At 62.0% G+C, this 26479-nt stretch carries 32 protein-coding genes; 13 read left to right on the top strand and 19 right to left on the bottom strand.

What is annotated here, in order from left to right:
- Positions 1–154 precede the first annotated feature (154 nt).
- From HV783_RS11355 to HV783_RS11345, 3 genes are read left to right on the top strand one after another with little or no spacing between them, the layout of a single operon-like run.
- Positions 155–1153 carry a Bug family tripartite tricarboxylate transporter substrate binding protein gene (locus HV783_RS11355; protein WP_054503844.1) on the top strand — a complete coding sequence of 333 codons (999 nt, stop codon included), beginning with the start codon at positions 155–157 and terminating at the stop codon, positions 1151–1153.
- 9 nt (positions 1154–1162) lie between these two features.
- Positions 1163–2116, top strand: a complete 954-nt coding sequence (locus HV783_RS11350) for a M14 family metallopeptidase (protein WP_116792095.1) — start codon at positions 1163–1165, stop codon at positions 2114–2116.
- A complete protein-coding gene (locus HV783_RS11345) occupies positions 2117–2473 on the top strand; it encodes a hypothetical protein (RefSeq protein WP_144655196.1) in 357 nt (118 codons plus the stop codon). It begins immediately after the preceding gene.
- Between the two features lie 19 nt (positions 2474–2492).
- On the opposite strand, the gene HV783_RS11340 is transcribed toward HV783_RS11345, so the two are convergent.
- The 5 genes from HV783_RS11340 to HV783_RS11320 all read right to left on the bottom strand — a co-directional run bounded on the left by HV783_RS11340 (position 2493) and on the right by HV783_RS11320 (position 5513).
- Positions 2493–2996 carry an ankyrin repeat domain-containing protein gene (locus HV783_RS11340; protein WP_064526942.1) on the bottom strand — a complete coding sequence of 168 codons (504 nt, stop codon included), beginning with the start codon at positions 2994–2996 and terminating at the stop codon, positions 2493–2495.
- Positions 2997–3049: 53 nt separating this feature from the next.
- Positions 3050–3484: a GNAT family acetyltransferase gene (locus HV783_RS11335; protein ID WP_049075013.1), complete on the bottom strand. Its 435-nt coding sequence runs from the start codon at positions 3482–3484 to the stop codon at positions 3050–3052.
- A 279-nt stretch (positions 3485–3763) separates the two neighbouring features.
- On the bottom strand, positions 3764–4681 hold the full coding sequence (locus HV783_RS11330) for a PhzF family phenazine biosynthesis protein (protein WP_144655198.1): 918 nt from the start codon (positions 4679–4681) through the stop codon (positions 3764–3766).
- 135 nt (positions 4682–4816) lie between these two features.
- Complete coding sequence (locus HV783_RS11325; RefSeq protein ID WP_006388009.1) at positions 4817–5122, bottom strand: NIPSNAP family protein; 306 nt, start codon at positions 5120–5122, stop codon at positions 4817–4819.
- 70 nt (positions 5123–5192) lie between these two features.
- Positions 5193–5513: a hypothetical protein gene (locus HV783_RS11320; protein WP_175142948.1), complete on the bottom strand. Its 321-nt coding sequence runs from the start codon at positions 5511–5513 to the stop codon at positions 5193–5195.
- 299 nt (positions 5514–5812) lie between these two features.
- Between HV783_RS11320 and HV783_RS11315 the strand changes: the two genes are divergently transcribed.
- Entirely contained in the window at positions 5813–5971 is a 159-nt protein-coding gene (locus HV783_RS11315; RefSeq protein ID WP_144655200.1) for a DUF6726 family protein, read from the top strand.
- 102 nt (positions 5972–6073) lie between these two features.
- Here HV783_RS11315 and HV783_RS11310 read toward each other — a convergent pair whose 3' ends face one another.
- Positions 6074–6721 carry a DUF7424 family protein gene (locus tag HV783_RS11310; protein ID WP_231133017.1) on the bottom strand — a complete coding sequence of 216 codons (648 nt, stop codon included), beginning with the start codon at positions 6719–6721 and terminating at the stop codon, positions 6074–6076.
- Positions 6722–6981: 260 nt separating this feature from the next.
- Between HV783_RS11310 and HV783_RS11305 the strand changes: the two genes are divergently transcribed.
- The 9 genes from HV783_RS11305 (at position 6982) to iteS (ending at position 16881) form a co-directional block, all read left to right on the top strand.
- A complete protein-coding gene (locus HV783_RS11305) occupies positions 6982–7740 on the top strand; it encodes an MFS transporter (protein ID WP_254603876.1) in 759 nt (252 codons plus the stop codon).
- 285 nt (positions 7741–8025) lie between these two features.
- A complete protein-coding gene (locus HV783_RS11300) occupies positions 8026–8184 on the top strand; it encodes a DUF6726 family protein (RefSeq protein ID WP_006388004.1) in 159 nt (52 codons plus the stop codon).
- Between the two features lie 210 nt (positions 8185–8394).
- On the top strand, positions 8395–8832 hold the full coding sequence (locus HV783_RS11295) for a hypothetical protein (protein ID WP_049051322.1): 438 nt from the start codon (positions 8395–8397) through the stop codon (positions 8830–8832).
- A 113-nt stretch (positions 8833–8945) separates the two neighbouring features.
- Positions 8946–9560 (top strand): Nmad2 family putative nucleotide modification protein, encoded by a 615-nt coding sequence (locus HV783_RS11290; protein WP_175142946.1) that lies wholly within the window; start codon positions 8946–8948, stop codon positions 9558–9560.
- An 833-nt stretch (positions 9561–10393) separates the two neighbouring features.
- On the top strand, positions 10394–11107 hold the full coding sequence (locus HV783_RS11285) for a hypothetical protein (protein WP_175189151.1): 714 nt from the start codon (positions 10394–10396) through the stop codon (positions 11105–11107).
- Positions 11073–11414, top strand: a complete 342-nt coding sequence (locus HV783_RS11280; protein ID WP_254603875.1) for an STAS-like domain-containing protein — start codon at positions 11073–11075, stop codon at positions 11412–11414. The genes HV783_RS11285 and HV783_RS11280 overlap by 35 nt, the downstream gene beginning before the upstream one ends.
- Positions 11415–11964: 550 nt before the next feature.
- The gene (locus HV783_RS11275; protein WP_175189150.1) at positions 11965–12657 is read left to right on the top strand and encodes an SOS response-associated peptidase; all 693 of its coding nucleotides are present in this window, start codon (positions 11965–11967) and stop codon (positions 12655–12657) included.
- A gap of 821 nt (positions 12658–13478) precedes the next feature.
- The gene (gene iteA, locus HV783_RS11270; RefSeq protein WP_254603874.1) at positions 13479–14627 is read left to right on the top strand and encodes an anti-phage ATPase IteA; all 1149 of its coding nucleotides are present in this window, start codon (positions 13479–13481) and stop codon (positions 14625–14627) included.
- Positions 14599–16881, top strand: coding sequence for a S8 family anti-phage peptidase IteS (gene iteS / locus HV783_RS11265; protein ID WP_175189149.1), 2283 nt, complete (start codon positions 14599–14601; stop codon positions 16879–16881). Before iteA ends, iteS begins: the two co-directional genes overlap by 29 nt.
- A gap of 273 nt (positions 16882–17154) precedes the next feature.
- On the opposite strand, the gene HV783_RS11260 is transcribed toward iteS, so the two are convergent.
- The 13 genes from HV783_RS11260 to HV783_RS11195 all read right to left on the bottom strand — a co-directional run bounded on the left by HV783_RS11260 (position 17155) and on the right by HV783_RS11195 (position 26476).
- Positions 17155–17556: a hypothetical protein gene (locus tag HV783_RS11260; RefSeq protein ID WP_175189148.1), complete on the bottom strand. Its 402-nt coding sequence runs from the start codon at positions 17554–17556 to the stop codon at positions 17155–17157.
- A 321-nt stretch (positions 17557–17877) separates the two neighbouring features.
- Positions 17878–18420, bottom strand: coding sequence for a DUF2514 family protein (locus tag HV783_RS11255; RefSeq protein WP_254603872.1), 543 nt, complete (start codon positions 18418–18420; stop codon positions 17878–17880).
- On the bottom strand, positions 18417–18908 hold the full coding sequence (locus tag HV783_RS11250) for a hypothetical protein (RefSeq protein WP_175189147.1): 492 nt from the start codon (positions 18906–18908) through the stop codon (positions 18417–18419). Before HV783_RS11250 ends, HV783_RS11255 begins: the two co-directional genes overlap by 4 nt.
- A 2-nt stretch (positions 18909–18910) precedes the next feature.
- Positions 18911–19354, bottom strand: a complete 444-nt coding sequence (locus tag HV783_RS11245; protein WP_175189146.1) for a hypothetical protein — start codon at positions 19352–19354, stop codon at positions 18911–18913.
- A gap of 98 nt (positions 19355–19452) precedes the next feature.
- Positions 19453–20073, bottom strand: coding sequence for a phage tail assembly chaperone (locus HV783_RS29355; RefSeq protein ID WP_217484230.1), 621 nt, complete (start codon positions 20071–20073; stop codon positions 19453–19455).
- Between the two features lie 9 nt (positions 20074–20082).
- The gene (locus HV783_RS29350; RefSeq protein ID WP_217484229.1) at positions 20083–21414 is read right to left on the bottom strand and encodes a phage tail protein; all 1332 of its coding nucleotides are present in this window, start codon (positions 21412–21414) and stop codon (positions 20083–20085) included.
- Entirely contained in the window at positions 21414–22079 is a 666-nt protein-coding gene (locus tag HV783_RS11225) for a baseplate wedge 1 family protein (RefSeq protein ID WP_175189145.1), read from the bottom strand. The genes HV783_RS29350 and HV783_RS11225 overlap by 1 nt, the downstream gene beginning before the upstream one ends.
- On the bottom strand, positions 22079–23530 hold the full coding sequence (locus HV783_RS11220) for a baseplate J/gp47 family protein (RefSeq protein WP_175189144.1): 1452 nt from the start codon (positions 23528–23530) through the stop codon (positions 22079–22081). Before HV783_RS11220 ends, HV783_RS11225 begins: the two co-directional genes overlap by 1 nt.
- Before the next feature lie 21 nt (positions 23531–23551).
- Positions 23552–23920 (bottom strand): contractile injection system sheath initiator, encoded by a 369-nt coding sequence (locus HV783_RS11215; protein ID WP_175189143.1) that lies wholly within the window; start codon positions 23918–23920, stop codon positions 23552–23554.
- Positions 23917–24618: a Gp138 family membrane-puncturing spike protein gene (locus tag HV783_RS11210; RefSeq protein WP_175189142.1), complete on the bottom strand. Its 702-nt coding sequence runs from the start codon at positions 24616–24618 to the stop codon at positions 23917–23919. The genes HV783_RS11215 and HV783_RS11210 overlap by 4 nt, the downstream gene beginning before the upstream one ends.
- Positions 24615–25532 (bottom strand): phage protein, encoded by a 918-nt coding sequence (locus HV783_RS11205; RefSeq protein ID WP_175189141.1) that lies wholly within the window; start codon positions 25530–25532, stop codon positions 24615–24617. The genes HV783_RS11210 and HV783_RS11205 overlap by 4 nt, the downstream gene beginning before the upstream one ends.
- Positions 25519–25851, bottom strand: a complete 333-nt coding sequence (locus tag HV783_RS11200) for a phage baseplate plug family protein (RefSeq protein WP_175189140.1) — start codon at positions 25849–25851, stop codon at positions 25519–25521. Before HV783_RS11200 ends, HV783_RS11205 begins: the two co-directional genes overlap by 14 nt.
- Positions 25852–25855: 4 nt before the next feature.
- The gene (locus HV783_RS11195; protein ID WP_175189139.1) at positions 25856–26476 is read right to left on the bottom strand and encodes a phage baseplate protein; all 621 of its coding nucleotides are present in this window, start codon (positions 26474–26476) and stop codon (positions 25856–25858) included.
- Between the last annotated feature and the right edge of the window lie 3 nt (positions 26477–26479).

The following is a 26479-nucleotide window of genomic DNA, read 5'->3' as shown; positions in this document are numbered from 1 at the left end:
ATGGCAAGGTCCCTGGGCCGGTTTCCACCCTGGAATGCCTCGCACGGCCCTAGGTGATAACCCCAAATTCAACAACGTTCATTGCAGACTATATTTAGTTCTGCAATATTCTTTGCAGAATAGACTGAACTGTTCATCACCACAAGAGAGCTTCATGAAGCACCCATCCGAGGCCGCGTCGCCCGCCCGCCGCAATCTGCTCATCGCGGGCATGGCCGCCGCCCTGCTGCCGCTGTCCGCGCGCGCCGACGCCTATCCGTCGCGCCCCATCTCCCTCGTCGTGCCCTTCCCCGCCGGTGGCTCGGTCGACCTGGTCGGCCGCCTCTACGCCGAAGTGCTGGGCAAGATCCTGGGCGTGACCGTGGTGGTCGAGAACCGCGATGGCGCCGGCGGCGCCATCGGCAGCCAGCGCGTGGCGCGCGCCAAACCTGATGGCTACACGCTGGTCGCGTCCTCGCAGAGCTCGCACCTGGCCAATCCGCTGATGCATCCCAACCTGGGCTACGACCCGATCAAGGATTTCACGTCCATCTCGCAGTTGGCGCGCACGCCCAATGTGCTGGTCACCAGCGCCGCCCTGCCCGTCAAGGACTTCGCGCAATTCGTCGCCTACCTGAAGGCGCATCCGGACGATGTCCACTTCGCCACGGCCGGCGTCGGCAGCATGGGCCAGTTGAACGCCGAGCTGCTCAAGCACACCCTGCAACTGCGCGCGGTGCACGTGCCCTATCGCGGCGGCGCGCCGCTGCTGAATGCGCTGCTGGCCAACGAGGCCCAGTTCGCGCTGGACAACCTGGCCCCCTTCCTGCCGCACATCCAGACCGGCAAGATGCGCGCGCTGGCCGTGGCCGCGCCCACGCGCCAGGAGGCGCTGCCCGACGTGCCCACCTTCGCCGAACTCGGCTACCCGGTGCTGAACGCGATGTCGTGGATCGGCCTTGCCGCTCCGGCCGGCACCCCGCCCGAAATCACCCAGAAACTGCTGGCCGCGGTGCAGACCGCGGCGCGCCAGGACAGCACCGTGCAGTCGCTGGAAAAGAGCGGCGCGCTGCCGCCCGAACTGCAGACGCCCCAACAATTCACCGACATGATGTCGCAGCGCCTGGCCTTGTATAAAGACCTGATCGACCGCGCCGGCATCCGTCCGGAATAGGATCCCCACATGACCCACCCCGCTTTCGCCCCCGACACCGCGCCCCTCGAGGTCCTGCCGCGCGACCTGTCCGCCTACCGCCAGGGCAACACCGGCATCGACTACGTGCACCGCTTCGAATCGGGCAAGCCCGGTCCGCATGTGCTGGTCAACGCTCTGACGCACGGCAACGAGATCTGCGGCATGGTGGCGGCCACGCACCTGCTCGATACGGGCGTGCGCCCGAAGATCGGCACGCTCACCGTGAGTTTTGCCAACATGGAGGCGTACAACGCCTTCGACATTGATAATCCCTATGAAAACCGCCAACTGGTTCACAACCTGAACCGCATCTGGTCGCCCGAATGGCTCGACGGCAGCGAGCAGAGCCCGGAGCTGCGGCGCGCGCGCGAGCTGCGCCCGGTGCTGGACGCGGCCGACTACGTGCTCGATATCCATTCGACGCGGGCGCCGGTGCAGCCGTTCTGGGTTTATCCGGAAATGGACCGCAACACCGCGCTGGCCGCCGCCGTCGGCGCCCCCGCGGTGCAACTGGTGATGCCGGCCGGCCGCTTCCCCGGCACCGGCGTGCTGAACTACGGCCGTCATGGCGACCCCGCTTCGGACAGCGGCGGCGCGCTGGTGGTCGAATGCGGCCAGCACTTCGCGCAATCGGCCGCCCTGCTCGCCACCGACGTCACGCTGCGCTTCCTCGCGCACCTGGGCCTGATCGACGCCCCGGCCAACAGCGCGCCCGCGGCGCCCGCGCAGCCGTTCCGGCTGCTCGAGGTGCACATGGTCAAGTCCGAGGACTTCACCTTCACGCGGCCGCTGCTGGGCTTCGAGGTGTTCAACAAGGGCGAGCTCATCGCCATCAACGCCGGCGAGGAAATCCGCTCGCCGTGCGACAACTGCACCATCTTCATGCCGACCCGCATGCCCATCGTCGGCCGTGAAGCGGTGTACCTGACCGAGCCGATGTAAATGTGGGAGCCCCATCCCTGGGACCTGGACGACGCCGCCGCTGACATCCAGCGGCAGGGTTTCCATGTCCGCGGGATGGTGGCCGTCGGCTGGCAAAGCATCCCGTTCGGCGACTTGCCGGCCGAGGGACTGTTCGGCCTGACCGCGGATCAACTGCGCTCGGCCGAAGCCGTCTGCCATGCCACCGTGCAGGACGAGCATTGGGTGCTGACCCAACGGCTCTGGCATGGCTTTCCCGATCCGCCCGAATGGGGACTGTGGACCCGACCGCGGGATGCTGCCGGACAACCCTGGACCTCCTGGGGTCAGTTCGCCGCCCTTCCGCCGACGTGGCGCCTGCCGCCCGGCGTCGACTGAGCGCGCGGGGCGACGGGCTCTACGCCTCGGGGAACGCCGGCTCGGCGCCCGCCTCCTCCAGCAGGTCCGCCACGTCCTGCGCGCCCTTCTCGATGGCCCAGGCCCAGGCGTTCCAGCCTTCCTCGTCGCGGCGGTCGGCCTCGGCGCCATGCGCCAGCAGCAACGCGGCGATGGCGGCATTGCCGCGCGCCGCGGCCGCCATCAAGGGCGTGCCGCCGTCGTCGGACGCGGCATCCACCTGCGCCCCCGCCTCCAGCAGCAAGGCCACCAGCTCCAGGTGCTCCCAGCCCGCGGCCTGATGCAACGCGGTCAATCCATGCCCCGCCTGGCAGGCCGTGTCCGCGCCCTGCGCCAGCAGCAGGCGCGCCGCCTCGGCCGCGCCGGCGGTCGCCGCGCAGAACAGCGGCGTGGCGCCGAACGCATTGCGCGTGTCCACCGCCGCGCCAAGCGCCAGCGCCTGCGCCACGCCCGGCGCGTCGCCGGCCGTCGCCGCCTGCAGCAGTTGTTCGTCTGGTGTCGTCATGAAAAACCCGTCATCGGAAAGGAATCGAAGGCCCCCATTAAACACCGCCCGGTTCACAGATCGGGAATCAGGCGCTTGCCCAGGCTGATCACCTCGTCCTGCTGGAACCCCAGGCTGGCATAGAAGTCCTTGACCGCCAGGTTACTGGCGCGGATCAGCAGGTTGATCTTGGGGCAGCCCATCTCCAGGAACTTGCGCTCCAGCGCCCGCATCAACGCCGAGGCATAGCCGCGGCGCTGATGCGCCGGCGACACCGCCAGGTAATTGACCCAGCCGCGGTGGCCATCGTAGCCACCCATCAGCGTGCCGACGATGACGCCGTCCGCCTCGCCCACCAGGAACAGGTCGGCTTGCACGGTCAGCTTGCGCGCCACGTCCTTGCGCGGATCGTTCCAGGGGCGCGTCAGCCCGCAATCGGTCCACAACTGGATGATGGCGGCTTCGTCCGCCGGATGAAAAGACCGGATGGCCAGTTCGGGATGCTTCATGCTTCGTTCCTCTTGAAGGAAAAACGAAGGCCGGGCGCTACGCCTCGATGGCTGGAAAGCAAAGCGCGCATGCCGCGCAAACAAAAAGGCCACGAGGGGTATCGTGGCCTTCTGGAGGGAACACCGGGGATCCGGCGTTCGAACACGGCTTGCCACTCAACGCAGGCGTCGAGTGATTCGTCGGTTGTCTGCCAGGGCCGGCGCGGCCGGCGGGGCAATGAGAATGCGGTTCATGGCGGGCAGCATACACGACCCCGGCCCGCCGCGCCAAGCGGCCGCTTAGACCGCGGCGGGCGCCGGCAGCGTGCCTTCCATCACCACCACCGCCTGGCCCGCCACGCCGGCCCACACGCCGTCATCGCGGACCTCGGCGTGCGCCAGCAACAGGCTGGCGCGGCCCATGTCGACGCCCTGCGCCACCCGCAGGCGCAACTCGCCCTTGCCGCGCAGGGCCGCCCGCAATGCCGTGGCGGCGCCAGTCGCGCTGCCGGTGGCCGGGTCCTCGGTCATGCGGCCGGTGAACATGCGCGCCTGGATGTCGGTCGGCCCCAGCGGCGTCTCGGCGCCGCAATCGGTGGTGTAGGCATAGATGGAACGGGCGCCGTCCAGCGGCAGCAATGCCGCATAACCGGCCGGATCCGGCCGCGCACGGCGCAACGCATCGCGGCTGGCCAGTTGCACCACCAGGAAGATCAGGCCTACGGACACCACCTGGGGCGCATGCTCGGACAACAGGATATCGTCCGGCGCCAGGCCAAGGGCGCGCGCCGCGGCCTCGGCCGTCACCTGGCTGGCGCGCGTCAACGGCTGCGGCGCGGCCAGCTCGGCACCGAGCAGGCGGCCGTCCGCGCCATAGCGCAGGTCGATGCGCACCAGGCCCGCCTCTTCCTCGAACACGAAGCGCGCCGGGGCCGGCTTGCCGGCCGCGATCATCTCGCGCGCCAGCACCACCGCCGTGCCCACGTTCGGGTGGCCGGCGAACGGCACCTCGCGGTCGGGCGTGAAGATGCGCACCCAGGCCGTGTGTGCGGCATCGCGCGCCGGCAGCACGAAACTGGTTTCGGAATAATTGAATTCGCGGGCGATGCGCTGCATCTGCGCGGTATCGAGGCCCTCGGCCTCCAGCACCACCGCGAGCGGATTGCCCTGGTAGGCATGCTCGGTGAAGACATCGGCGGTGACGTAGCGGTAGCGCATGCGGGTTCCTTCAAAGGGATGGCGGATGCGGAAAATTATCCGCGCCGCCCGCCCCGCGCGACAGACACAGAGCCGCAGAAATCCGGGCATAACAGGCGCGTGGTCGGATCAGGCCCGCCACGCGCCGCGCAATGCTCAGTCGAACACGGGGCGAAAGAAGCTGCGCTCATAGCTCAGGATGCAGCGCGTGTCTTCGGCGTACTTGAACGCCGCCTGGCATTGCGCGTCCTGCATCGACTGCTGGCGATAGCGCTCGTATTCGGCCAGGCTGGGGAACGTGAACAAGGCCAGCGCGATGTTGTTGGCGCCCTCGGACGGCAGGAAGTACCCATGGTGCGTGCCGCCGAACTTCTCCACCAGCGGAATCCACATCTTGCCGTAGGCTTCGAATTCCTTGAGGCGGCTGGGGTCGATGACGTAACGCAGATAGCAGGTAACCATGAAGACTCCAATAGCGGATGACTGTGGCGCGAACGCGCCGCGGCATCCTAGCTCGCGGGGCGAATCCCGGTCAATCGGTCGAGCGCGGCGGCGGCAGGCCAAGCGCCTGCATGCGCTCGGCAAAGCGCCGCGCAATGTCATCCGGCAGGCCGGTGACCGTCACGACGAACGCGTGGTACCACGAATTGGCATGCGCGGTGTCGAACTCGAAAGCCAGCGGGTACTGGTTCTCTGCCGCCGACACCTCACGCAAGGCCTCGGCCACGTGGTCGCCGGCATCATCGAAATTGCCGTGGCCGTATCGCGCCTCGATGTCCTGGCAGGCAAAGCGGTAGCGACGCACGGCGGCATTCGGTTTCGGCGGGTGGGGCATGGAATTCGACGGCGTCATCAATTTATGCGACGGCAGGATAACCTACCTCCCGCGGAAGGCGCGGACGACGCCAGCGGCGTCCTGGCCCGCGCGCCCATGGCTGACCGACACGCCACACGCATGCTGCCCCTCAGGGGCACAACCAGGCAATTCCGCGACCATGGGTGCAGGCCCCGGTTACATCCTGATTGATCGCGGGCAAACGTCATTACATTCGCCCATCAATTCCCCACTATTGCCAGCAGGCCCGCAACGCACAATCTCCCCACTGCACCCTGGCCTCGCCGACGGTGCCAACATCCGCCGGCGCATATCCCATGAAGTGGTTGCTGATCTGCCTGCTCTGCCTGCCCTGCACGGGCTGCGGCCTCGCCGCCGCGCCTTGTCGCGTCACGTCCGCCGTCATCAAGATCGTGCCGGTCGTCGGCGACGCCGCGGCCGCGCCGACGGATGCGTGCGCGGAGGTTATCGACTGATGGCGAGCGGCCTCACGCTTCGCTCGCTCCGAGTCTGAACGCATTGACAACGAGACCACGCACTACACGCATGCCGCGAGTATCCCCGAAATGCAAAAGCAGCTATTTCGACGGCAGCAGTAAGACCAGCGCTTCACCTTTGTCCAGCGCGGACCGGGCGGAAACGTCAGACAGCGTGATAAGGAAATCGCCGCCGCGCTTTATGGTCAGGCTATTGATGACATGGGGAGTCTGGTCGATATACGCCGCCAAAGCCGTGAATGCGAAATCCTTGCCCGTATCGTTCTTGACCCGAATGACAAACTTCAGGTCCAGCCCGCCCACGGGCGATCGCTTCTGCGCGTTGATGATGCGGGCCTTCACCTGATCCGGAACGCTGACTCGCAGCAAGGCCTTCTCATTCGAAATCAGGTTGATATGGGAAGGCGATGCCGGCTTGCCATCCAGGTCCTTATCGAGAAATATCGGTACCGAAAATCGCGCGTAGGAATCGAAACCCTTTCGAAAGCACTCTTGGTATTTGGCATCGGAGAAAATACCGGGCATGGCCTTTTGGACATCCTGCACCGAGGTCGATGGCAGCCGCGAATCCTCATGGCTTTGGCAGCTCGGCACCTCCACATACAAATTGCCGGATAGCTGCTTGCTCGGCGCAGTCAGTAGGTCAGAAAGGCTGACCGCGGTCTCGACCGTAGTCTTGCACCCGGAAATCAAGGCGGCAACGCATGCCAGCACGGCAATTCTCTTCATCCTCGACATTTTTTCTCCATTCGGCCAGCAACGGATGGCGTTGCGTGTAGCTCGATTAATCAAAAGCAGAACCCTGAATTTTAACTATCAATGACAAATTATATCTAATTGATTAATCGCGCGACAAACGCGGCAGGGCGGCGCGACTCGACACGAATCGCTGATGCAGTTGAAGCAAATGGCCGATTTTGCCGCGCCATATCTGCAAATAGCCGTGCCCGTACCACGCGTATGTTTCCGTCTTTGGGATGGCTGAAGGAATGCACAATGCGAGCGGTGGAAGCGAGCGACCTGACCGTACTGGAACAGGATTTCCTAAACTTGATGAACGTACTTTCCGACTGGCGCTGATCGCCCTGTTCGCCTTCGGCCAGACCCGCGCGCGGCATCCGCTGCTGCCCCTGGACATCTTCAAGTCGCGCCGTTACTCCTTCGCGGTGCTGACGTCCCTGACCATGTTCGTCTCGCAAGGCATCGCGCTGGTCGCGCTGCCGTTCGTGCTGCAGGACGCCTACGGCTACACCGCCCTGGAATCCGCGCTGGTCTTCACCCCGTGGCCCATCGCGGTCGCCGTCTGCGCGCCGTTCGCCGGGAGGCTCGCGAACCGCTTCAACGCCACCCAGGTCTCCAGCATCGGCGTCTTCACCTTCTGCCTGGGACTCGACTCACTCGTGCTGCTGCCCGCCGATCCGGGCACCGGCGATTTCCTATGGCGCGTGGCGCTGTGCGGCATGGGCTACGGCTTCTTCCTGCCGCCCAACAACAAGGAAATGTTCGCCAACGCCGCCAGGAACCGCACCGCCACCGCCTCCGGCGTCCTGTCGACCGCGCGCACCACGGGCCAATCGCTGGGCGCGGCGCTGGTGGCCGTGGTGATCGCCCTGCTCGGCAAGGAAACCGGCGCCGCCTCGGGGCAATTCTCGCGCTACGTCTTCGCCCTGGCCTGCGGCATCGCCGCGCTGTCGTTCTCCGCCAGCCTGGCGCGCGCGTACCGCCAGCGCGGCCAGGCGCCGCTGTGAGCGGCGTCGCCAATGGCGGATGCAAGCTGAAAAGAAAAGGCGGAACGCTGAAAGGGCAGAACACTCGATAGGCTGAACGTTCACGGCGGGTTGAGCATGATGAGGATGGCGTGACCATCACTTTCGCTCGTATTGCCCCCCCCGCGTTACATCCTGTGCGCCCTCGCGCAAACGTCATTACATTCGCCGCTCAATTCCCCACTATTCGGGACCGGCCCGCGGCGCAAAATCCAGGCATTGCGCCACGGCCCCGCCCGCGGCGCCAATCCCTCGCCGACGAATCCCATGAAGTGGTTGCTGATTTCCCTGCTCTGCCTGTCCTGTACGGGCTGCGGCCTCGCCGCCGCGCCCTGCCGCGTCACCTCCGCGGTCATCAAGATCGTGCCGGTGGTGGGCGGCGTCGCCGCCGCGCCGACCGACGCCTGCGCGGAAGTCATCGACTGACCGCGACCCGCGTCAACCGGACTGGAAAAACGCGTAACGCTTGCCCGCGCGATGCGGACCAACGTAAAAGAATATCCGCGTCCTGCTGACGGCCTTCTGACTATTGGAACGAAACTTTACCGATGTGCTCATCTGGTTTTTTTGCCTTCTCAAAGGCAAAACGCGCTGACTATACTCGCGCACCCAACGTGCTCGACCCGAGGCTTCCAAATGCTAAAAAGCATCTGCCGCATTGCTCCCGCCGTCATCCTGCCGCTCACGCTGTCCGCCTGCATGGGCCTGTCCGTCTACTCGCCCACGCGCAACAAGCTCGATGCGCAGGTCGGCAAGAACATCAATGAAATGCTGCCCGCCTGGCCGCCCGAGACCGGCGCCAAGCCGTTCGTGAACAAGGTCGATGACCAGACCACGAGCTACACGTATGTCTATGGCTACCATCCGGGCCACTACGAAGGCCGCGGCTATTCCACCAACGGCCCGATGGGCACGACGTATGGGTCCTACAGCGCCTACGTGCCCGAATACACCGACTGCGCGGTGATCTTCTACACCGACAAGGCCGGCACCGTGCTGCGCTACGACATGAAGACGAATGGGAAGATCAGCTACAACTCGTGCGGGGAATACATCAGCGGGTTCAGGTTCTGAGCGCACTGATGGACGGAAAGCCCTGCAAATTTGATCGCACATCGAAAATGAGTGCGGAGATAATGTGACCTCTCACCATCACAGCATCCGATACGGAAGAGGTTCACGAACCAATGGCCAACGTACTCTATTCCTACGTCGTTGATCACGACCACGGCAGGTCGCCGAATCCCGAAAGCGGATTCTGCACCCTCGTGCACTGCATGTACAAAAAGCCAGGCGGCACGAACAATATTGTCGAAATGGCAAAGGTGGGCGACTGGGTCATGGGAACCGGCGGCGCGAGCAGAGCCAGTGCCGGCCACGGGAAGATCATCTATCTTATGCGTGTGGACGAGAAACTCCCCTTCAAGGATTTCCTGGTCGATCCCCGCTTCAATGGCCGTTGGGATCAGCGCGATGACCATCACGGCAATCAGTGGGCGCTGGTATCCAGCCATTTCCACTACTTCGGCAAGGATGCCCTGAGCATCGCCCAACTTCCCCGCTCTCTAAGCAGTCTCAAGCTGGAGAAAAGAGGACCTCGGTATCGGCGCGACTTACCCGAAGACAAGGTTCTCGCGTTGACACAATGGTTGGCGAAAAACCGGCCCCTTGGCAAATCCGGTGAACCGTGCGCCCCGCTGACTCCCACGAAGTGTTCGCCTATTTGCATTCCCTCGGACTGCGATGACAAGCGCAACGGAACGCGACCCGCATCTGTAGCGAAATGCCGGTCAAGCTGCTGACTTGACCACATTCCTTCGCGGCGTTCTGCGAATGCGAGCATGACGCCCATTTAATGCAAGCCACAAAAATGAAAAAGGCCGTCAGTGATTTCTCACTGACGGCCTTTTGAACTACTGGTCGGGACGGCGGGATTCGAACTCGCGACCCCTTGCACCCCATGCATAGGGGTGAAATCGAAACCCTTATTTTTCAATTACTTAGCGTGGCACTCGCTTGCAACCGCGCTCTATTTTGATCATCTGGGAGCAGCCATGTCCCCACGAAAGTCCCCCTGCCACAATGGGCGGGGCGGGAGCTGGCCGCTCCTAATGCATGACTAATTGGAAAATACGCCTGTAATTAGTTGCCGAGGGATGAAGCTCTTGCGACGGCGAAGCCATAGCGGCACGTATTACAATACTTTTCCGGCCCAAACAAATATTCTTATATGAAACGCTTGCGAGAAGATAGGCGTGTGCGGCTGCAGAACCTTGGAGACGAGCGCTTCTGGAGGCGGCACAATCGACGCGGAAGAGTGTACGCGAACACTCGGTACCTTCCCATTGTCGTCGACAACAACAGACGACCAGAATTTATCGACGTGTTCGTGCCCCAACTGTTATGCCTAGAAACGCGCTTCGACGAATGCGCATCGTTGCTGCAAAAGCTACGAATGACAGTAGAGCACGCAAAGGTGACAGTTAGGTTGCGATTGGAAGAATGTGAGAGCATCCGGCCCTCCGCCCTACTGGTACTTCTGGCAGAAGTACATAGGGCGCAAATTCTCCGAGGCAAGAAAGCCCTAACAGGAACGTACCCAGAAGATCAAACATTGCTCAAAAGGATGTGCGACATGGGCTTTTTCGAACTGCTCAACATCAAATCGCCACTCAAATCGCAGCGCACTTTTCCGATGGAGTACATCAAATTCCGCTCGGGGACGAAGCTGGAATCAGAGAGCGCGAAGGAGCTTCGCGAGAGCCTACTTGGAGACAAGATTGCCATGAATACTATGGCAAGGAAGCAACTTCAACGCGGCGTCATCGAGGCGATGCTCAACGCGCTACAACACGCTTATCCCCCCACACGGATGAACTTGGGAGATGCGCACAATAGGTGGTGGCTCTGTGGTCACTACCATCGCCCGAGCAAGCGCCTTTCGATCATGTTCTGTGACCTGGGCGTTGGTATTCCACGTACACTACCAAGAAGGTATCCTTTGGAGATGATTCGGGGAGCTCTGTCCCTCTTGCCTGGCGTCCGCCCGGACGACGGAGCAATGATATACGCAGGCATGGAGATAGGGCGCACCCGCACCAGGAAGGGTCACAGGGGGAAGGGGCTGAACGATCTACGCCAATTTATTGACCAGGCAGGCGCTGGGGAAATGCACATCTACAGCCGGCGCGGTCGCTATAGTTATACTAGCGGCGGAGGGGAGTCGCACGACACCCTGGACGCCGAGCTAGGCGGAACTTTAATTAGATGGACGGTTCCAATCGACCGGGTCACGAATTGGTCTGGAGATCCCGATGAAGGAAGCGAAAATGATCAGGGTAGCAATTGATTTCTCGCCCGTTCCAGCGGGGCGCTACGTCAGCGATGGCCCGTTTAGCGGCGAACGATTTCGGGACGAACTCCTTTGGCCGGCTCTTCGAACCGGCGGTCGAGTGACCGTGGATCTGGATGGGGCGGAAGGCTATGGCTCGTCGTTCTTGGAGGAGGCATTCGGGGGCCTCGTCAGACTTCACAAGATTTCGGCCAGCCAGCTTCATCAGAGTCTCGTTCTCAAGTCAGAAGAGGACAACACGTTGCCGATCGAGATCTGGGGCTATGTTGATGACGCGTCAAGCGAACGACTGCACCACCGCTAATGCCTGAGAAGACTCTAGCACAAGAATTCATCATAGGGCTGCTGGGTGGGGCAGTGCCTTCGCTTGCTGTCTATGTCCTGGGAGCTCGCCAGACCGCCAAGGGCTTGAGACGCCAACAAGCCTATAGTGACTTCTCATCTCTCATTGAGAAAGTGGAGGCCTCAGAACAGTCCGCTTGCTCCTACTACCTCGAAGCAGGTGACACCGCTCAGACTCACATTACGGGCATGCATATCAGCGGCCAAGTTAGTTCTATCACCAAACATATCTCCGATCTGAACGCTGCACATCCCTATGCATGTCGAGAACTGACGCAGCAGGCTATGAATTTTCGAAAGGCACTTACAGACGGCGACTTTCAGTCCAAACAGAGGCCAGCCTACAGTGTTCAAGATGCACGTTTCGCGCGAATGCGCGCGGCTTCGAACGAATTGAAGTCCGCGTTGAGGCAAGCCCGCGATGCCCTAAAGTAGGCTGTGGGCCTATACCAAGGCGGGGGCAAGGATTTCCCCAGCTCTAGACGGAAACGACCGTCGACGAGGAGCGCAAAATGTGCGGTCGCATCGTCCAGAAGTCGGGCCCGCTCGATTACGTCGAGCGCATATTTCCCAACCCTCGCCGCGTCTTCGATGACCCAGCCGGCCCGCTCTACAACATTCCGCCGGGCACGCGCCCGATGACAATGCATCGCCTGGCCGGCGACTTCGAACTGGAGCGGCTGCACTGGGGCTGGCGCCCGCACAATTCGAAGTACCTCATGTCGAACGCGAGGCTGGACAAGATCCTCGCCGGCGCCTGGCCCTGGAAGATGCTCACCGCGCGCGGCCGCATCCTGGTGCCGGCGGATGGCTGGTACGAATGGAAGCCGCTGGCCGATGGGCCGAAGCCGCCCAAGCAGCCCTACTTCATCCACGCCACCGACAATGCGCCCCTGTTCTTCGCCGGGCTGAGCAACTGGCGGCCGGACGCCGAGAAGGACGAGGCCCACGGTTTCGCCATCGTCACCAACGACGCCGCTGGCGGCATGGTCGACGTCCACGACCGCCGGCCGGTAGCGCTGCCGGCCGACCTCGCCATCCACTGGATGGACCAGGAATTTCCCACCGCGCAGGCGATTGCACTGCTGGAGCATGGCTCACCGGAAACCGCGTTCACCTGGCACCCGGTGCGCCAGGAAGTCGGCAATTCGAAATACCAGTTGCCGGACGCCATCGAGCCCGTGCAACCTATGCCGTCGGCTTGACCCGATCGTAGAGCACGATCGCGGCGACCAGGGAGGGCTCCATACCGTGGCGCGTACCGTTCGCCGCCCACACCTCGTACTGCCAGCGGTTCTGAGCGAACACCCGGCAGATCGTCCAGCCGCCAGGCCCTGCCCAGAAGTATTGGTCCCGCTGCTGCCAGTCCGTCACGTCCACTGTGTTCCGTCCCTTAACGGGCAAAATCGGGGCCTAATTGCACCGTTTTGACGGTAGATTATACTGTATGCATGTACAGTATTTTCAAGCAAAATCGTGCAATTCCATTGCAATGCCCAGCGGACGCATCGCCTCGGCGAGCACCGCCGCGACAACGATCCAGGTCAGCCCGTCGTGGGTACGGTCCGGAGGTACTCCATGCCCCATCAGGGTCTCAACCGCTATGTACCGCGCTTGACCTTGGAAAGCTTGGCCAAGTTCGGCGCGACGATTCCCGGCGCAATCCCTGACCTGCCTGCCCCCCAACTTCCAACCTTTGCTTCAGACTGCGGCATGGATAGCGATCGGGTTCGAGGATATCGCAGGCTGTGGGCACTACCAAGGGTGGCGGATACCGTGGATCACCGAGTAACCCGGCCGCGCCAGGGATCATCCACATATCCACGGGTCTGCCGCACCTAAGGCGACTTCTGACCCACCAAACCCCTCAAATATCCGCATGCATTTCAAAAAAACCATATCCGTTTCAATTAAACGCCCATCTGATTCGTTAACACCAAACTTTGTATCGATTTTTCGGCCTTGTGTTTCGTATAATTGAAGTCAATCATCAGCACCAATTTACGAAGGATACGCCTTGGAAAACATGTCTGAAGTAGTGAAGATCCTAGAAGGCGCGCTCAGAGCAAATGCCTCCATGGCTGCGAACTACGCCGGATTGCTTGCTGACAAGCTGGAAGCTGCCGGGGAACGGCGCCAGGCATCCCTGATTCGGGAACGACTCGCACGCGCACCGCTGGCAGTGGCGTCAGCCCAAGACGGCTCACTACAAGCGACCCTTGGCACGTTGCCTGTTGACGGAGAAAGTCGTCTGCACACTGTGGATATCAGCATGCCCCACCTGGACGGCTTGCATCTTCTACTCCCCGACGCTATTGAACGACGCTTGCAGGAGTTCGTCGACGGCGTGGAACATCACGAACAACTGGTACAAGCAGGTGCTGCCCTCCCTTCCCGAATTCTCATCTATGGCCCCCCCGGCACAGGCAAGACCCAGACCGCTCGTTGGATCGCTGCTAGATTGAAACTTCAGCTGCTCACTGTGCGGTGTGACACGTTGGTCAGCAGTCTGTTAGGACAAACAAGCCGGAATCTGCGCCGTGTAATGGACTATGCACAGCAACGCCCCTGCGTGCTCTTCCTCGACGAGTTCGATGCATTGGCCGGGGCGCGCGGCAATGAAAGGGACATTGGGGAACTTCAGCGAGTCGTGATAGCGCTCCTGCAGAACATTGACGCATTGCCCGACGAGACGATCCTAGTAGCAGCCACCAATCACGAGGCTTTGCTTGATCCAGCTGTATGGCGCCGATTCAGTTTCCGGGTTCCTATGCCGTTCCCGGACATACGTTTGCGTGCTCAGCTCTGGGCAAAATTCTTGGGTGACTACTCACCTTCAACAATTTCGTTCGAGGACCTTGCGACGTTATCAGAGTCAGCGTCTGGAGCATTGATAGAGCAGGTCTGCCTTGATGCGAAGCGAAGTGCAGTGATTTCAGGCTGTCAACAAGTTGACAAAACTGAGCTGCTCCGTCGCCTGGGTCTGGCTCTGGCCTTAAACTCAGGAACCGTATTGAGCACCAACGATGCCGAGATCCACTGGCTAAGAGTCTGGGATCCTCATTCATTTCCGCTGCGGGATTTAGCGCGCATATATAATGTTTCCGTTCGTCACGTAAGTAACGTATTAAAACGGGAGCACTCGTATGGCGGAAGGAAAGGGAAAGGCAAATAAAGGCAGTAGGCCAGAGAACATGCAAGCACGGAGGGAAAACCCCTTCGTCCACATTCCGTTTCACCGTCCTGACCTCACCTCATCACAGCAGCAAGGAGGCGGGGCCAAAGAATTAGTCCCGGTTGACGGCGCTTATAGACGGCGCCTAGTAGAAACTCTAGACACGGCTCAAGCTAGTTTAGCGTTGGACTTGAAGTTTCACCCCAATGCTCTGGGGGTACTGATCTTCAAGTTGCGTGCCACCGGGATTGCCAAATCTCATCGACCAATAACATTAGCTCAAGAGTCTGAGCTCCTTCCGGCAGGGCATGCCAGCGTTGACGAAATGTTAGTCGGCGCGCATGCGGCGAGCATTGCCCAATTACGGTGGTCTATTCTAAATCGTACGACCAAGCAGGTACGCGCCAATCTAAGCGCAATTATCAAGATCATGCCCTGGTCCATTGAGCGCAGAGTACCGCAAGGACTGGACTCGCTTCGCGACAATGGACCTATCCTAATTCGTCCATTTCGCTATCAAGAGTCAGATGCAACGGCAAGGAATCTGTCTGCCCTGAGTGACTTGCTAGCCAAGCTAAACATCAGTTCGAAGCTCATCAAAATGGACTATGGCTCAGTGCCATTGATCCGCATTGCCGATATTGATTCGGTTTCTGATGACGACCTCTTCCATTTACTGTCATTCCCAGGCATTCGAGTCGCCAGCACAGAGCCTCGATATGCAACACCCCAGGCAGAGGTCATCGATGCCCGGAGACCAAGGATAAGCCTTCCATCTCCCTCTTCCGACCTTCCAACTGTCGGAGTATTCGACACAGGGGTTTCGACACGCGCAACAAGCTTGAACCAATGGATACGAGCAACGGAGACCTTCGTCCTTCCTCCAGACACTGACCATGTCCACGGAACTATGGTTGCTTCGTTAGTTGCTGGCGCGCGGATACTTAACGAATCGCACGATTGGTTCCCGCCGATCGGGTGTTGGGTGATTGATGTATCAGGACTGGAAACGAACGGCAGCTATATCAGCGACCTAATCGAGCGTTTAAAAACGACTATCCCAAAGTACCCCGCTGTGAAGGTCTGGAATTTATCTTTAAGTTCAGATGAATGCGACCCCGATTTATTCAGCGAGTTTGCTCAAGCCTTGGACGAGATGTCAGATAGGTACGGAGTCTTATTCGTCGTAGCTGCAGGCAACTATACTTCATTACCGCGGCGGTCATGGCCAGCAGCAAGCACACTAACAGATCGCGTGGGCAGCCCTGGGGATTCGGTACGATCATTGACCGTAGGCTCGATAGCACACATCTCCGCTGTCGGCGCAATGGTCGAAGCGGGAGATCCAGCCCCCTATTCAAGACGTGGCCCGGGTCCGGTTTTTACCCCCAAACCAGATATCGTACACGCAGGCGGCGGCGTTCACAGCCCTTGGAATAGCGGCCCGGCGAGCGTACAGGCACTTTCACCGACCGATATGCCAATTCAGACTTTCGGGACCAGCTTTGCGGCCCCAATCGTCTCCGCCATAGCAGCCCATACCTGGAGCGCACTGGAAGGAAGAAAAGGGACTTCGCCAAAGCCCGCTATGGTAAAGGCCCTATTGATCCATGCAGCACAGCTTGGCTCGCCACAGTACTCGGCACTTGAACGAAGATATTTCGGAGCAGGACGACCGTCGGACACAATCAACACGCTCTACGATAGCGATGATAGTTTCACGTTGGCGTTTGAAGCCCTCGTCTTCCCGGGCATGAGATGGAGAAAGAGTCCGTACCCCATCCCAGCGTGCTTGCTCGAGGACGGAAAATTCCGGGGGGAAGTAATTATCACCGCCGTCTACTCTCCCCCGCTAGATCCGAACGCGGGCAGCGAGTATGTGCGGGCGAACGTCGAAGTCAGTTTCGGGGTGCTCGAAGGCGATCGAATCAAAGGCCGCGTACCGATGGATTCAGACGAAGGACAATCGGGCTTCGAATCCCTTCAAGTTGAACACGGCGCAAAATGGGCTCCAGTAAAGGTCCACAGGAAGCGTTTTCCAAACGGTACAGCAGGAGACAGTTGGGCCTTACAGGCCGGGGTAACGCTACGCGCGTATGAGCCCCCTCTCTCCCAAGCATTGCCAGTCACTATTCTTGTAACCTTGCGTTCAATCACAGGCGACATAAACGTACATGCGGACGGCCTGCGGGCGTTACAGCAGACCAACTGGGTAAGGGAGCAATTGCCGGCTCGAATCCCCGTCTTTGTATAGCTTTGATTAGCTATCGAAATTTGATGGGTACCGATGATAGACTTATACCTCCGGTGCATTCGTCGCGTGAGCCAATTTTGAGTCGGTGCTAACTTCCATTTGTGATTCTTCCTTCCTACAGGGCTTGTCACAGACCTAACGCCTCGCTGGTTGCTGCCAGCGGGGCGTTTCCTATTGGGTCTGCCAGACCAGTATGCCTAACCGGCCGGTCGAGCCAAATTCTTTGTGCGACTTTTTGGTCTCTTACTAGGCTGTTCCCGTAGTGACACCGATTCACTTATAGGTCAGTACTTCAGGGTATCGGTGCAAAAATACCTTAGCCACATCCGGGGCAACTCGATTGAATTCGACGAAAGACGCTATGCAGCTTGGAGGAGGCTTGTCGGCTCCAGCCAATTGCTCGTAAGTACCCAAAGCCAAGGAAGAACCCGGCCCAAGGTGCTGCGCCTTATGCAGCTCATGTGCCAAATCTGCGAGGTCCAAATAGCTTTGAACAGCACAACGCCGCACTCCTACCTCGGCCATCTTGTTTGCTACTGGACTCACCTGCCCATACATTCCACCCATCACATTCAGGTAGAAACTCCTCAACTCCAATTGAGCCGCCTGACGGCGCGAATCTGTCGCCGCACTGCCACTGAATGCCGCGAAGATCGCGCAGATCGTAGTAACCATAGCTAGCACCTTGAAAAGCCAGGCATCGTCCTCCCATGGGCGAGAAATTCCCAGTAGGCAGACTTGGACTGCAAGGCAACCGAGAATCCATGCGAAGGCGCTAAGGTACTTTCCGTCCATGACAGCTATAACTACCAACATCAACGATGTGGCGAGGACAGCTATAGGCAAACTCGTTTGCATAACGCGCATGGCGATTACCTCCTCAAAAACTTACGGCAGCCAGGCAGGAAAATTAATGCCGTCTAGATACACAAAATCGCTATTCCTTCAGATAATCATCCGAGCCCGCCCCACTACTGGCACGTTGCTACGACGCGGTCAGGGATCGAGGTGACTCATCTCTCCATAGGCACGCTCGCAGGTCAGTCCTGCGATGCGGGCACGGTCTGCAATTCCCGCAAGCGCTTCAGCTCGATCGACAGCGCGGCCGAGCATGTAGGCGAGCAAATCGACGGCAGCGGCCCCTGACGGGCTTCCGCTGGCAAGAGCGGGATCTCGGGTAACTGCGGCGCGAGCCAACGTGTTTGCGCGGGCACGCAACCGGTCGCGCTCATCACGAGCGCCAACAGCATCAGCAGCTGCCGCAGCGGCCTGTTTCTGAGCATCATCACGGGCCTTCTCCATGGCGGCCATGCGCCGCCGCTCTTCACTTCTGGCCGCCTCGACGGCGGCAACTGCGGCCTGCGCCTGGGCATCTCGCTCCTGTGCGTGGGCGGCGCGCATGTCTGCCAACTGTGCCGTATAGCGCCAGGCCTGCGCTGTCCAGGCGGCAACACCGAGCGCAAGCCCCCCGGCGAACGCAGCCACGGCGTACCCCTTCCAACCGGCCAGCAGGCCCGCAGCGCGCGTCAGGGCGCTCACGGTGCCACCTCGTCCGTGGCCCGGCTGTAAAGGGGTGGCCAGCTGTCCGGCTTGGGCTTGCCCGGCCGCCAGGTGCGCAGGTACAGCGACCAGGCTGCCTCCCAATCGCCGATGGCCGGAAGCACCTTGGGATCGGTCCAAAGCAGCAGCCGCGCCACACCTGCTGCCAGCACGTCGTCATATTCCAGCGCCGCATAGATCGCATCGGGATCGCACGCCACGCTACGGGCCTTGCACAGAGCCGCCAGGTGGCCCTTGCACGCTGGATGTAGGCATACGCCCCACACCCCGCCACGACTCGCACGCGAGCCCTTCTCGAATTGCCAGAAGCCCCTCGCCGGCCCGCCGATCTGGCGCCGATGCACAAAGCGGCTTTCCTGCAGGCCGATGGCCAGCAACATGACGCGCGCCGCAGGCGTATCCATGCGCGCCGGCAGCAACGCCAGCGCCGGCTCGATCGCCCGCTCTACAACCTCTTTCAAGTCCATGCTCACCCCTCCCCGCCAGTCCGGCGCCAGGGCAGCAGCGCCAGCACCTCTTTCACCCACGCGACAACCCCGATCTCGCGAATGCGCGACATCCACTGCATATAGGCACCCAGCACCCACCAGGCCGGCAGGCCCGCGAGTAGCATGCTCGGCCCAAGGACATAGAACCTCGCCAGCGCCAGGTCGTCACCTTCGGCACCGTGCCGGGCAAGCCAGGTCATGGCTTCCATCAGGCTCGGCTTCCACGTAAGGACGGCGACCGCCAGCGCCGGCCCGAAAATGAACGAACACGCCACCGTGCATATCGAGCGCACGGTGAACTCCCTTGAGGTCTTGGGCGGCATGATCAACAGCCCGAGGATGGCGGCCAGCGCGGCAGGCGCGCCATAGGCCAGCGCCACTTTCACCGCGGCGCCACCGCCGAAGCCGGCAGATGTGGGTTCCATGCAGAAATTCCTTTGATGGGGTCGCATTGCTGCCTCCCGGATGGACGAAAAAAAGACCGCCGAGGCGGTCTATGAGCGATGTGGATGCGGCTGCCTGGTTAGCGCAGGGACAACCAGGCCGGCGCCACGGGGCGCAGGTCGGTCGACGGGAAGCCTGCCGTCTCCGGCCACTCTCGCAGGGTGCGGCGATACGCCTGCAGCTCCTGGTACTGCCCAGCGATCAATGTGGTGCTGGACCCGTCCTCGAGCTCGTCTCGATGGCGCTGGACCAAAGCGTCGGTCGCATCCAACTGCGATCCACGCCAGGCACGCTCGGTGGCCATCTTTTCGGCCTGCCACGCAGCTTCGTCACGCACCCAGGCTCCGTCTTTCCACACGCTCCAGGCGTCGGGCCGGGGTTTGGCGGTCAGCCAGGCGGGGATGGGGCCGATGCCGTTGTAGGTTTCATCGGCGTGCTTCGCACCGAACGGATACACCGAGCCGTCGCTGGTGCGATACAGCGTTTCGATGCGATGATCCTCTTCCTCGATCCAGCCGTCGCTGGCATCATCAGGGCGGTACGCGATGCCGGGCTGCATTTCGGGCGGGACGCGGTCGATGGCGCCACCGGGGATCAGGAACACGCCCGGCTCCAGCGGCGACTCGTCGGCAATGGTCGGCCCGACCAGGTAGCCATCCGGCCCCAGCTGCGAGACGATTTTGGTTTTCTGGATGTCCATGGATTTCTCTTAAATCTTGATGCAGGCCATTAGCGCGACGTTGCGCGGCCTGACGAAATAGGCAGTGTTGTCATTCGCGCCGCCTCTAACCAGGGTGCTGGCGACATAGAAAGTCGAATCTGATCCGACAGTGCGGTTTTCACCTCCTTCGCCGAACAGAACCCCATCGACGTTCCGCATGCCAATAGCAAACGTGCCCGCGGCGTAGCCTACGTAGTTGTCAATCAGCAGGCGAATTGCTGTGGCCGCCTGCGCCGAACCAACAACCCGGCCGCTATCGACGCCTCGGCTGTCATCCCAACCACGGATAAATTCGCCGCGCTGATCGGGCAAGCCAAATGTCGTAGCGCCATCACCAACGCCGAACCTTGTCCCAATGACCGAGAAAATGCCGGCGAAGGCGGTTCGGGATGCCTCAGTGCCGTTCGCCTTCAACCAGCCCATCGGAACTTGATCCGTTGCGAAGTAAGCGATCTGGCCGCAGTTTGGTGACCTATAGCCGGTGTAGCTGAGCGTGCTGACCCAGCTCCAGATTTCACCGAACTCGGTCACGAAGACAGGACCAATGTTAGTGACGGGCAGCGCGTTGGCCGAGCACTTGCGCAGGGAGTTGCCGGATACGAATGCCGTGGTGGCGAGCCGGGTGCTGTTGTCCGTCAGCGCCGGCGTCGGGGCGGTAGGCGCACCCGTGAACGCTGGGCTATACAAGATCCTCCGAGCCATGTCGATGATGGCCTCGGCAATGCCGAGATCGCTGAACACCTGACCTGGCGTCTTGAAAGTCATCGGCGCAGTGCCATTGCCGACCAGGTAGTTGCCGGGTGGAATCCAATTCAGCCCTGTGCCACCATTCACCGGCAGCAGCACGCCCGTGGCCGCGCTCATGCTCAGGCCTGTCACCTGCAGCGCCACATCCGCAGATCCGTCGAACAATTTGGCTCGCGCCGTCGCCCCGCCGCTGATGGAGATATTGCGCGGCGTTTCCCATTTGGAGGCCGCGCCTACCGTCATAGATGGGGCCCTTTCCGGCAGACGCTCAACCGGCACGGTGCCAGCGGTCAGCCTCGAGGCATTCAAGTTCTGGAATGCATACGAGATCGCATCGCTGCCCGCCGCCGTGAGCTCCCGGCCGGTCAAGGTGGCCACGGCCTCCAGATGCCGGTAAACCCAGGTCAGCTTTTGATCCGTGAACTGCTGCACAGCGTTGAATTGCTCTACCGTCGGCGGCAACGACCCGATGTAGGCCCACCCCGCGCTGTACTGGGCGGCCGAGATCCGATCCGTGGTGCCGTTCTGCGCCCACGTTGCCTTGAAGAGCTGGAAGAAGTTGGTTTCAGCCATCAGTGAATTTCCCGCGCCAGCACGCCGGCGCCAAAACCGTAGAAACCCTGCTCACGAAAGCCAAACGGCTTTTCCGTTGAGCCGGAGATAATTTGCACGCCCACGCCAGCGGCCGCCGGCACCCATTTGTAGGGATTGACCATCAGCGGGTCGTTCGGGCCTGGAATCCGGCTGACCCAAATGCGGATCTTGGCGTTGCCCGCGTCCTGCACCACCACGTTGTTGACGTCGAAAATCGGTTTGAGCGAGGCCATGATTTCGGGCGTCGTGCCGTGGCCGTTGTTCAGGGCGATCTTCCAATACAGCAGCTTTCGGTATTCGGCATCGAGCAGCCGGGTCGAGCCAGCCACCGACCGCTCGTTGGCTCGGCGCAGTCGCACTTCACCAAAGCCGCCAACATTTGGCTGCCCGGCAAAGCCGAAGAACCGCACATAGATCGCGTCATCGATAGCGCGCTGCAGACCGACGATTTCGCCGATGCCGTCGAGCTGCCGCCCCTCGGCCGTATCCAGCCAGCGCTGCTCATACATGGCGAGCAAGGCGCCCTGCAGGCCGTCGGCCGGCTTCAACAACGCTTTGACCAAGGCTTCAAGCCTCGGCTTGCCTTGGAACTGACCCAGCCAGTGGGACCAGGCGATGCCGGCATGGTCTTGCTGCAGATCCATCAGGTCACCTTGATGCGAGATTGGTCAAACACGGCCACCTGGGAATCCAGGATGTCGATGTTGGATGTGGTGTAGTCGGCCTGGCGGGGGACGAACGTGGGATCCGTGGAATGGGCCAGCCGCAGATCCACCGTGGCGATGCCCGGCGTGCGGTAGATCGCGCCAAAGAGCCGCTGGCGGATCACGTCGTCCCCAATCGAGAAACCATCCCCCGCCGCGGCGAGACTTGCTGTGATCGCGTCGAATCCATCCGGCGGGAAGGCCTGCTCAGAGGGAGGCAGCAGCGTCACCGCGCACCACACCCAGACAAAGACCCGTTGGGGCCGGTCGAACTGGATGGGATGCCGGGCGCCTTGTTTGTCGGTCACAACGACGCGTGTCGCCCCATGGGTATCAATGCCGCCCCCTTTGGTCCAGAAGATCGCCTGGGCGACTTCGTCGTCCAGGCCGCCGTCCACGACCACATGGATGCAATGCGGCGGCCGGCCTGCCGAGTCAACGTCATCGCTGGTGTTCTGGAACACACGTAGCGCCCGCACGCCAGGCACCTGATCACGGATGTTGGGCGCGAGGCTTGGCAGGGTCGCCGCACCCAGGCGGAACAAGCCGGTGGGATACCGCGCCCGCAGCGCGGCGTCATTCTCGGCCAAGCGCCCCGGAACGCCGGCCTGCAGGTTCTCCACCGCATCCCAACCATCCACGGCCGTCACGATGCCGTTCAAGTCGCCCGGCGCGGCCGCTTCTTCCGACGGGTCGGCCGAGACGGCCAGCGCCGGCGAACCCAGGCGCACCAGGTCCAAGGTCGGTGACCAGGTGAAAGCGCGCGCCACCCGGCCATCGGTTCGAAGGCGAATAGCCGCGCCGTCGCTGGAAACTGCCAGGCCCGTGGACGCCAGTGCGGCCACGAGGCCGGCCAGGATCGCCGGCAGGTTGGTGCTGGGGCCTGAAGTGTAGGAATAGGCCTGACCGTCAACGACGATCTCGTACAGCGACGCAGGCGTCACCACGGGCCGCAGCCACACGTCGGCGGTGGCAGCTCTGCGGATCTGCGCATCCCCGGCAAGCGCCCAGAGGTTCTGGCTGACCCGGTGGCGCACCAAGGCGCCGGCGGGAACAGCCGTACCCTCAGCTCCATACAGGACGACATAAGCCCGTGCCTGCTGGTCAGGTTGGCGCGTCACCCCGGTGAAGGCAACCGACCGATCCAGCGACACGCCGACGGCCGAGCCGGGGTACATCGAAAGGTAAACGCCCTCCATTTGCTCCCAGAGGGCCGCCGCTCGCTCGGCGAAGGTGTCGATCAGCAGACCGATGACACTGTCTGGCCGCGTTTCGATGGCGTCGTTTACGCCTGCCGCCCTCAACCGGGCGCGCAGGTCTTCGATGATTTCCTGCCGGATTTCAGGCAGGCGCATGCGGACGAACCCGTCCGGTGTGAGACCGTAGGCCATGGACTACTCAAGAAAATGGGTTCAGGGGCGATGCAGGTCGACTACCTGGGCAAGCAGGCCCGCCGATGTGTCGGCCTCGTAGGAGACGCGCAGAAGCCGCTGGCCGTGATCGATTTCCAGCCCCAGGCGCCGGACGCGGGACACGCCAGGCACCTCACCGATCCGGGCGCGAAACGCAGCCTCGACCGCGGCTCGATTGGGGGACTTCACCAGGACTTCCTCGAAGTACGGCACGCCGAAGCTGGTATCGAGGAACCACTCGCCCAGGAAGGCCAGCAGCGTCACCTTGATCTGTTGCGCCACCTTGGCGGCGCCGTCGATCAACGAAGCGCGGCCGACAAGGTCCAGCGCCAGGTCGTGGTTGTCGGACAGTGCAAGATCGATCGTCATCCAACAGGTTCCTCCGTCATTCCGCCCATGCCGTTGGGGTGCGCGTGCGTGGCGCCCACGTCCTTGCCGTCATGGGTAAGCCGGCCTCCCTCGAACGCCACACCGCCGCGGACGGTCATCGATGCACCGCCCTCGCCTCCTTCACCGGACAGGCCCTGCGTGTACCGCAGCGGCCCGTTTACGGTCAGGGGTGTGTTGAACGTGGTCTGCTCGGCCTGCACTGTCCAGGACGCAACCACGAAGCTCAGTGCGCCGGCTGGCGACAGCTTCATCGAGGCCTGGCCGTACTGAATGCTCAGATTCTCGGTATCGGCCCTGGCGATTCCCGGCCGCACCACGGGGCTGGCGAACGCGTCCGACAGATCGAACTGGCGGGGATCGTCGGGCGGCCCGTCCTCGCCGGCCAGCCAGTTTTCGATAGAGCGGGCCGAAAACGACAGCGTGATTGGGTCGCCCGGCTTGAGCGGGACCGATATGAGCGCCAGCGCGCCGTTCACGTCCCCCGTGAACCACCTGACCGGCACCCGGACGATCTGGGGCGGAGTCAGGACTTCGCCGTTTGCCAGGCGCTTGGCCAGGGCCGGGCGCGCGGTCACCGTGACGCCGTCATAAGACACGACTTCCCCCGGCAGCGTCGTATACACGTCTGCCAGCTCCGCGTCGATCAGGGCCCGCAGCCCTGCAATCGGGTTTTTCATGTCTTTCTCTTCTCACGATGCGGCAGATGCGGATCGACCAGCTGCAGCTCGGATTGCCAGTCGCCACCGGCACTGTCGCCGTAGTGACGCACCGCCTCCACCCGCTGGAATGCCTGCACCGTGCGGCTCTCCAGCTTGACCAGGTCGCCAGGATTGATCGTAGGCAGCAACAACGAGGTCACGCGCCAGCCGTCGAGCTGCTGGCGGGCGCTGACCAGGCGCACGTCGTCGTTTGTCTGGCTGTCACGCACGCGGGCTTTTTCCCTTGCCGCTTCGCGCGTGCGCTCCGGATAGCCGATCAGTCCCGTGTCAGCCGCCAGTACCACCGCCTTGCGACGGGTCGTCCCGCGCCGGCCCACAACCTGCAATTGCTGGTTCTGGATCGACCATTCCAGGCCGGTACCCTGCGTCACCTTGTGCAGCGCGGTGCGGGCGGCTCCGTAGAACGAAAACCCCTGTTGCCATCGGCGGTCAGGCACGTCGTCGGCCATCACCAGGGGCAATCCCATCTGGCGCGCCACATCCCGGATGATGGCGCTGGCCTGTGCGCCCGCCCCCAGGCCAATCGAGACGGCGGTGTCCCTCACCTCGGTGTAGCCGTCCTTCACGGCAAGCTCGGTCACCACATCCGGCAATTCGTACCAGGTGTAGGCGTAAACCACGCTGCCCGACGCCATCAACAACGGCCCGCCCTCTTCGGCATAGCCGGCGTACAGCACGCAGCGCAAGCCAGGTTCTTCCAGCGCCCGGCGAGTTTCCGCGGCGAGGTTGTAGATCCTGATCTTGTGGTCGTTGGGCTCTTCCTGGGCGTCCTTGCTGACTTCGAAGGTCACCCGCATGGGCTGTCGGATCTCCAGCCCCTTCTGGTTCGGCTTGCCCACCAGCAGGCGGTACACGCGATCAAACCGAGCCATGAGCCACCTCAGCCGCCTCGACGTACACCAGCGCCACCTTGCCGGCGGGCAAGGCCTCCCGGTCAATTACATCGCGCCGGTCGGGCGCCAGCGCCACCAGCTCGCCGGCCGGCACCGCCAAGTGCCGATACCGCGCCAGCAACGGCGTATCGGGCACAACGGCGATGCCGGCGACGATCACTTCGTTGTAGGCGTTCTCGATGGACAGCGTCCACCGTTCGGCCTCGCTGTTCCAGGACAGGCCCAGAAAGAACGTGGCGCCGTCCAGCTCCACCTCGGTGAGGCTGTCATTGGCGTCCAGGATCGGTATCTGCAGCATTGCGTCATTTCCCGAAGATGACCTGTTTGATCTTCCCGATGACCTGGCCGGTATCGCTCTTGAGCACCGACACTTCCTTGGGGGTCGCCTTGCCCGCGTTGGTCTTGGTGGCGCCCGCCTTGCCTTTGACGCCGCCCTTGACCTTCTCTGGCGGAATCACGGCCTGGCGCATCGCGACCTTGCGGATCTTCCGGAAGTCCGCGCTGATACTGAACCGCTCGCCGTCCTCGTTGTTGCGGTCGATATCGCACCGCTCCATGACGAACCCGACATAGACATCCAAGCCGGTCACGACGGTCACTGGCAGCCGGTCTTCGTGGATCTTGCGCAGCGCCTCTTTGGCCCCGATAAGCTTGGAGCGGCCGCCTCCGCCATGCCCGCCAATGCGCGAAGCGATCGTCTTCATCCCGCCCAGCAACGAGGCTTCCGCCGCCGTCACCCAGCCTTCCAGGGTCAGCAGCTCCGATTCCTGCACAACGTGGTCGGTCACCGGCGGGCCGTCCTCGACCGGGTACTCGGTCGCCCGGCTGTTGAGCGAGGTTCTCTCGCTGATCAGGGCGTCCAGGTGCAGCACGCCGATGCTGCTGCCCCCGCCCCACCCGAACACCATCGACACGAAGCTCATCGC

It is taken from the genome of Achromobacter dolens (assembly GCF_902859745.1).
GTDB classification, from domain to species: domain Bacteria; phylum Pseudomonadota; class Gammaproteobacteria; order Burkholderiales; family Burkholderiaceae_B; genus Achromobacter; species Achromobacter dolens.
The sequence above is the reverse complement of the archived record's forward strand: the minus strand, read 5'-3'. Positions and strand labels throughout refer to the sequence as shown.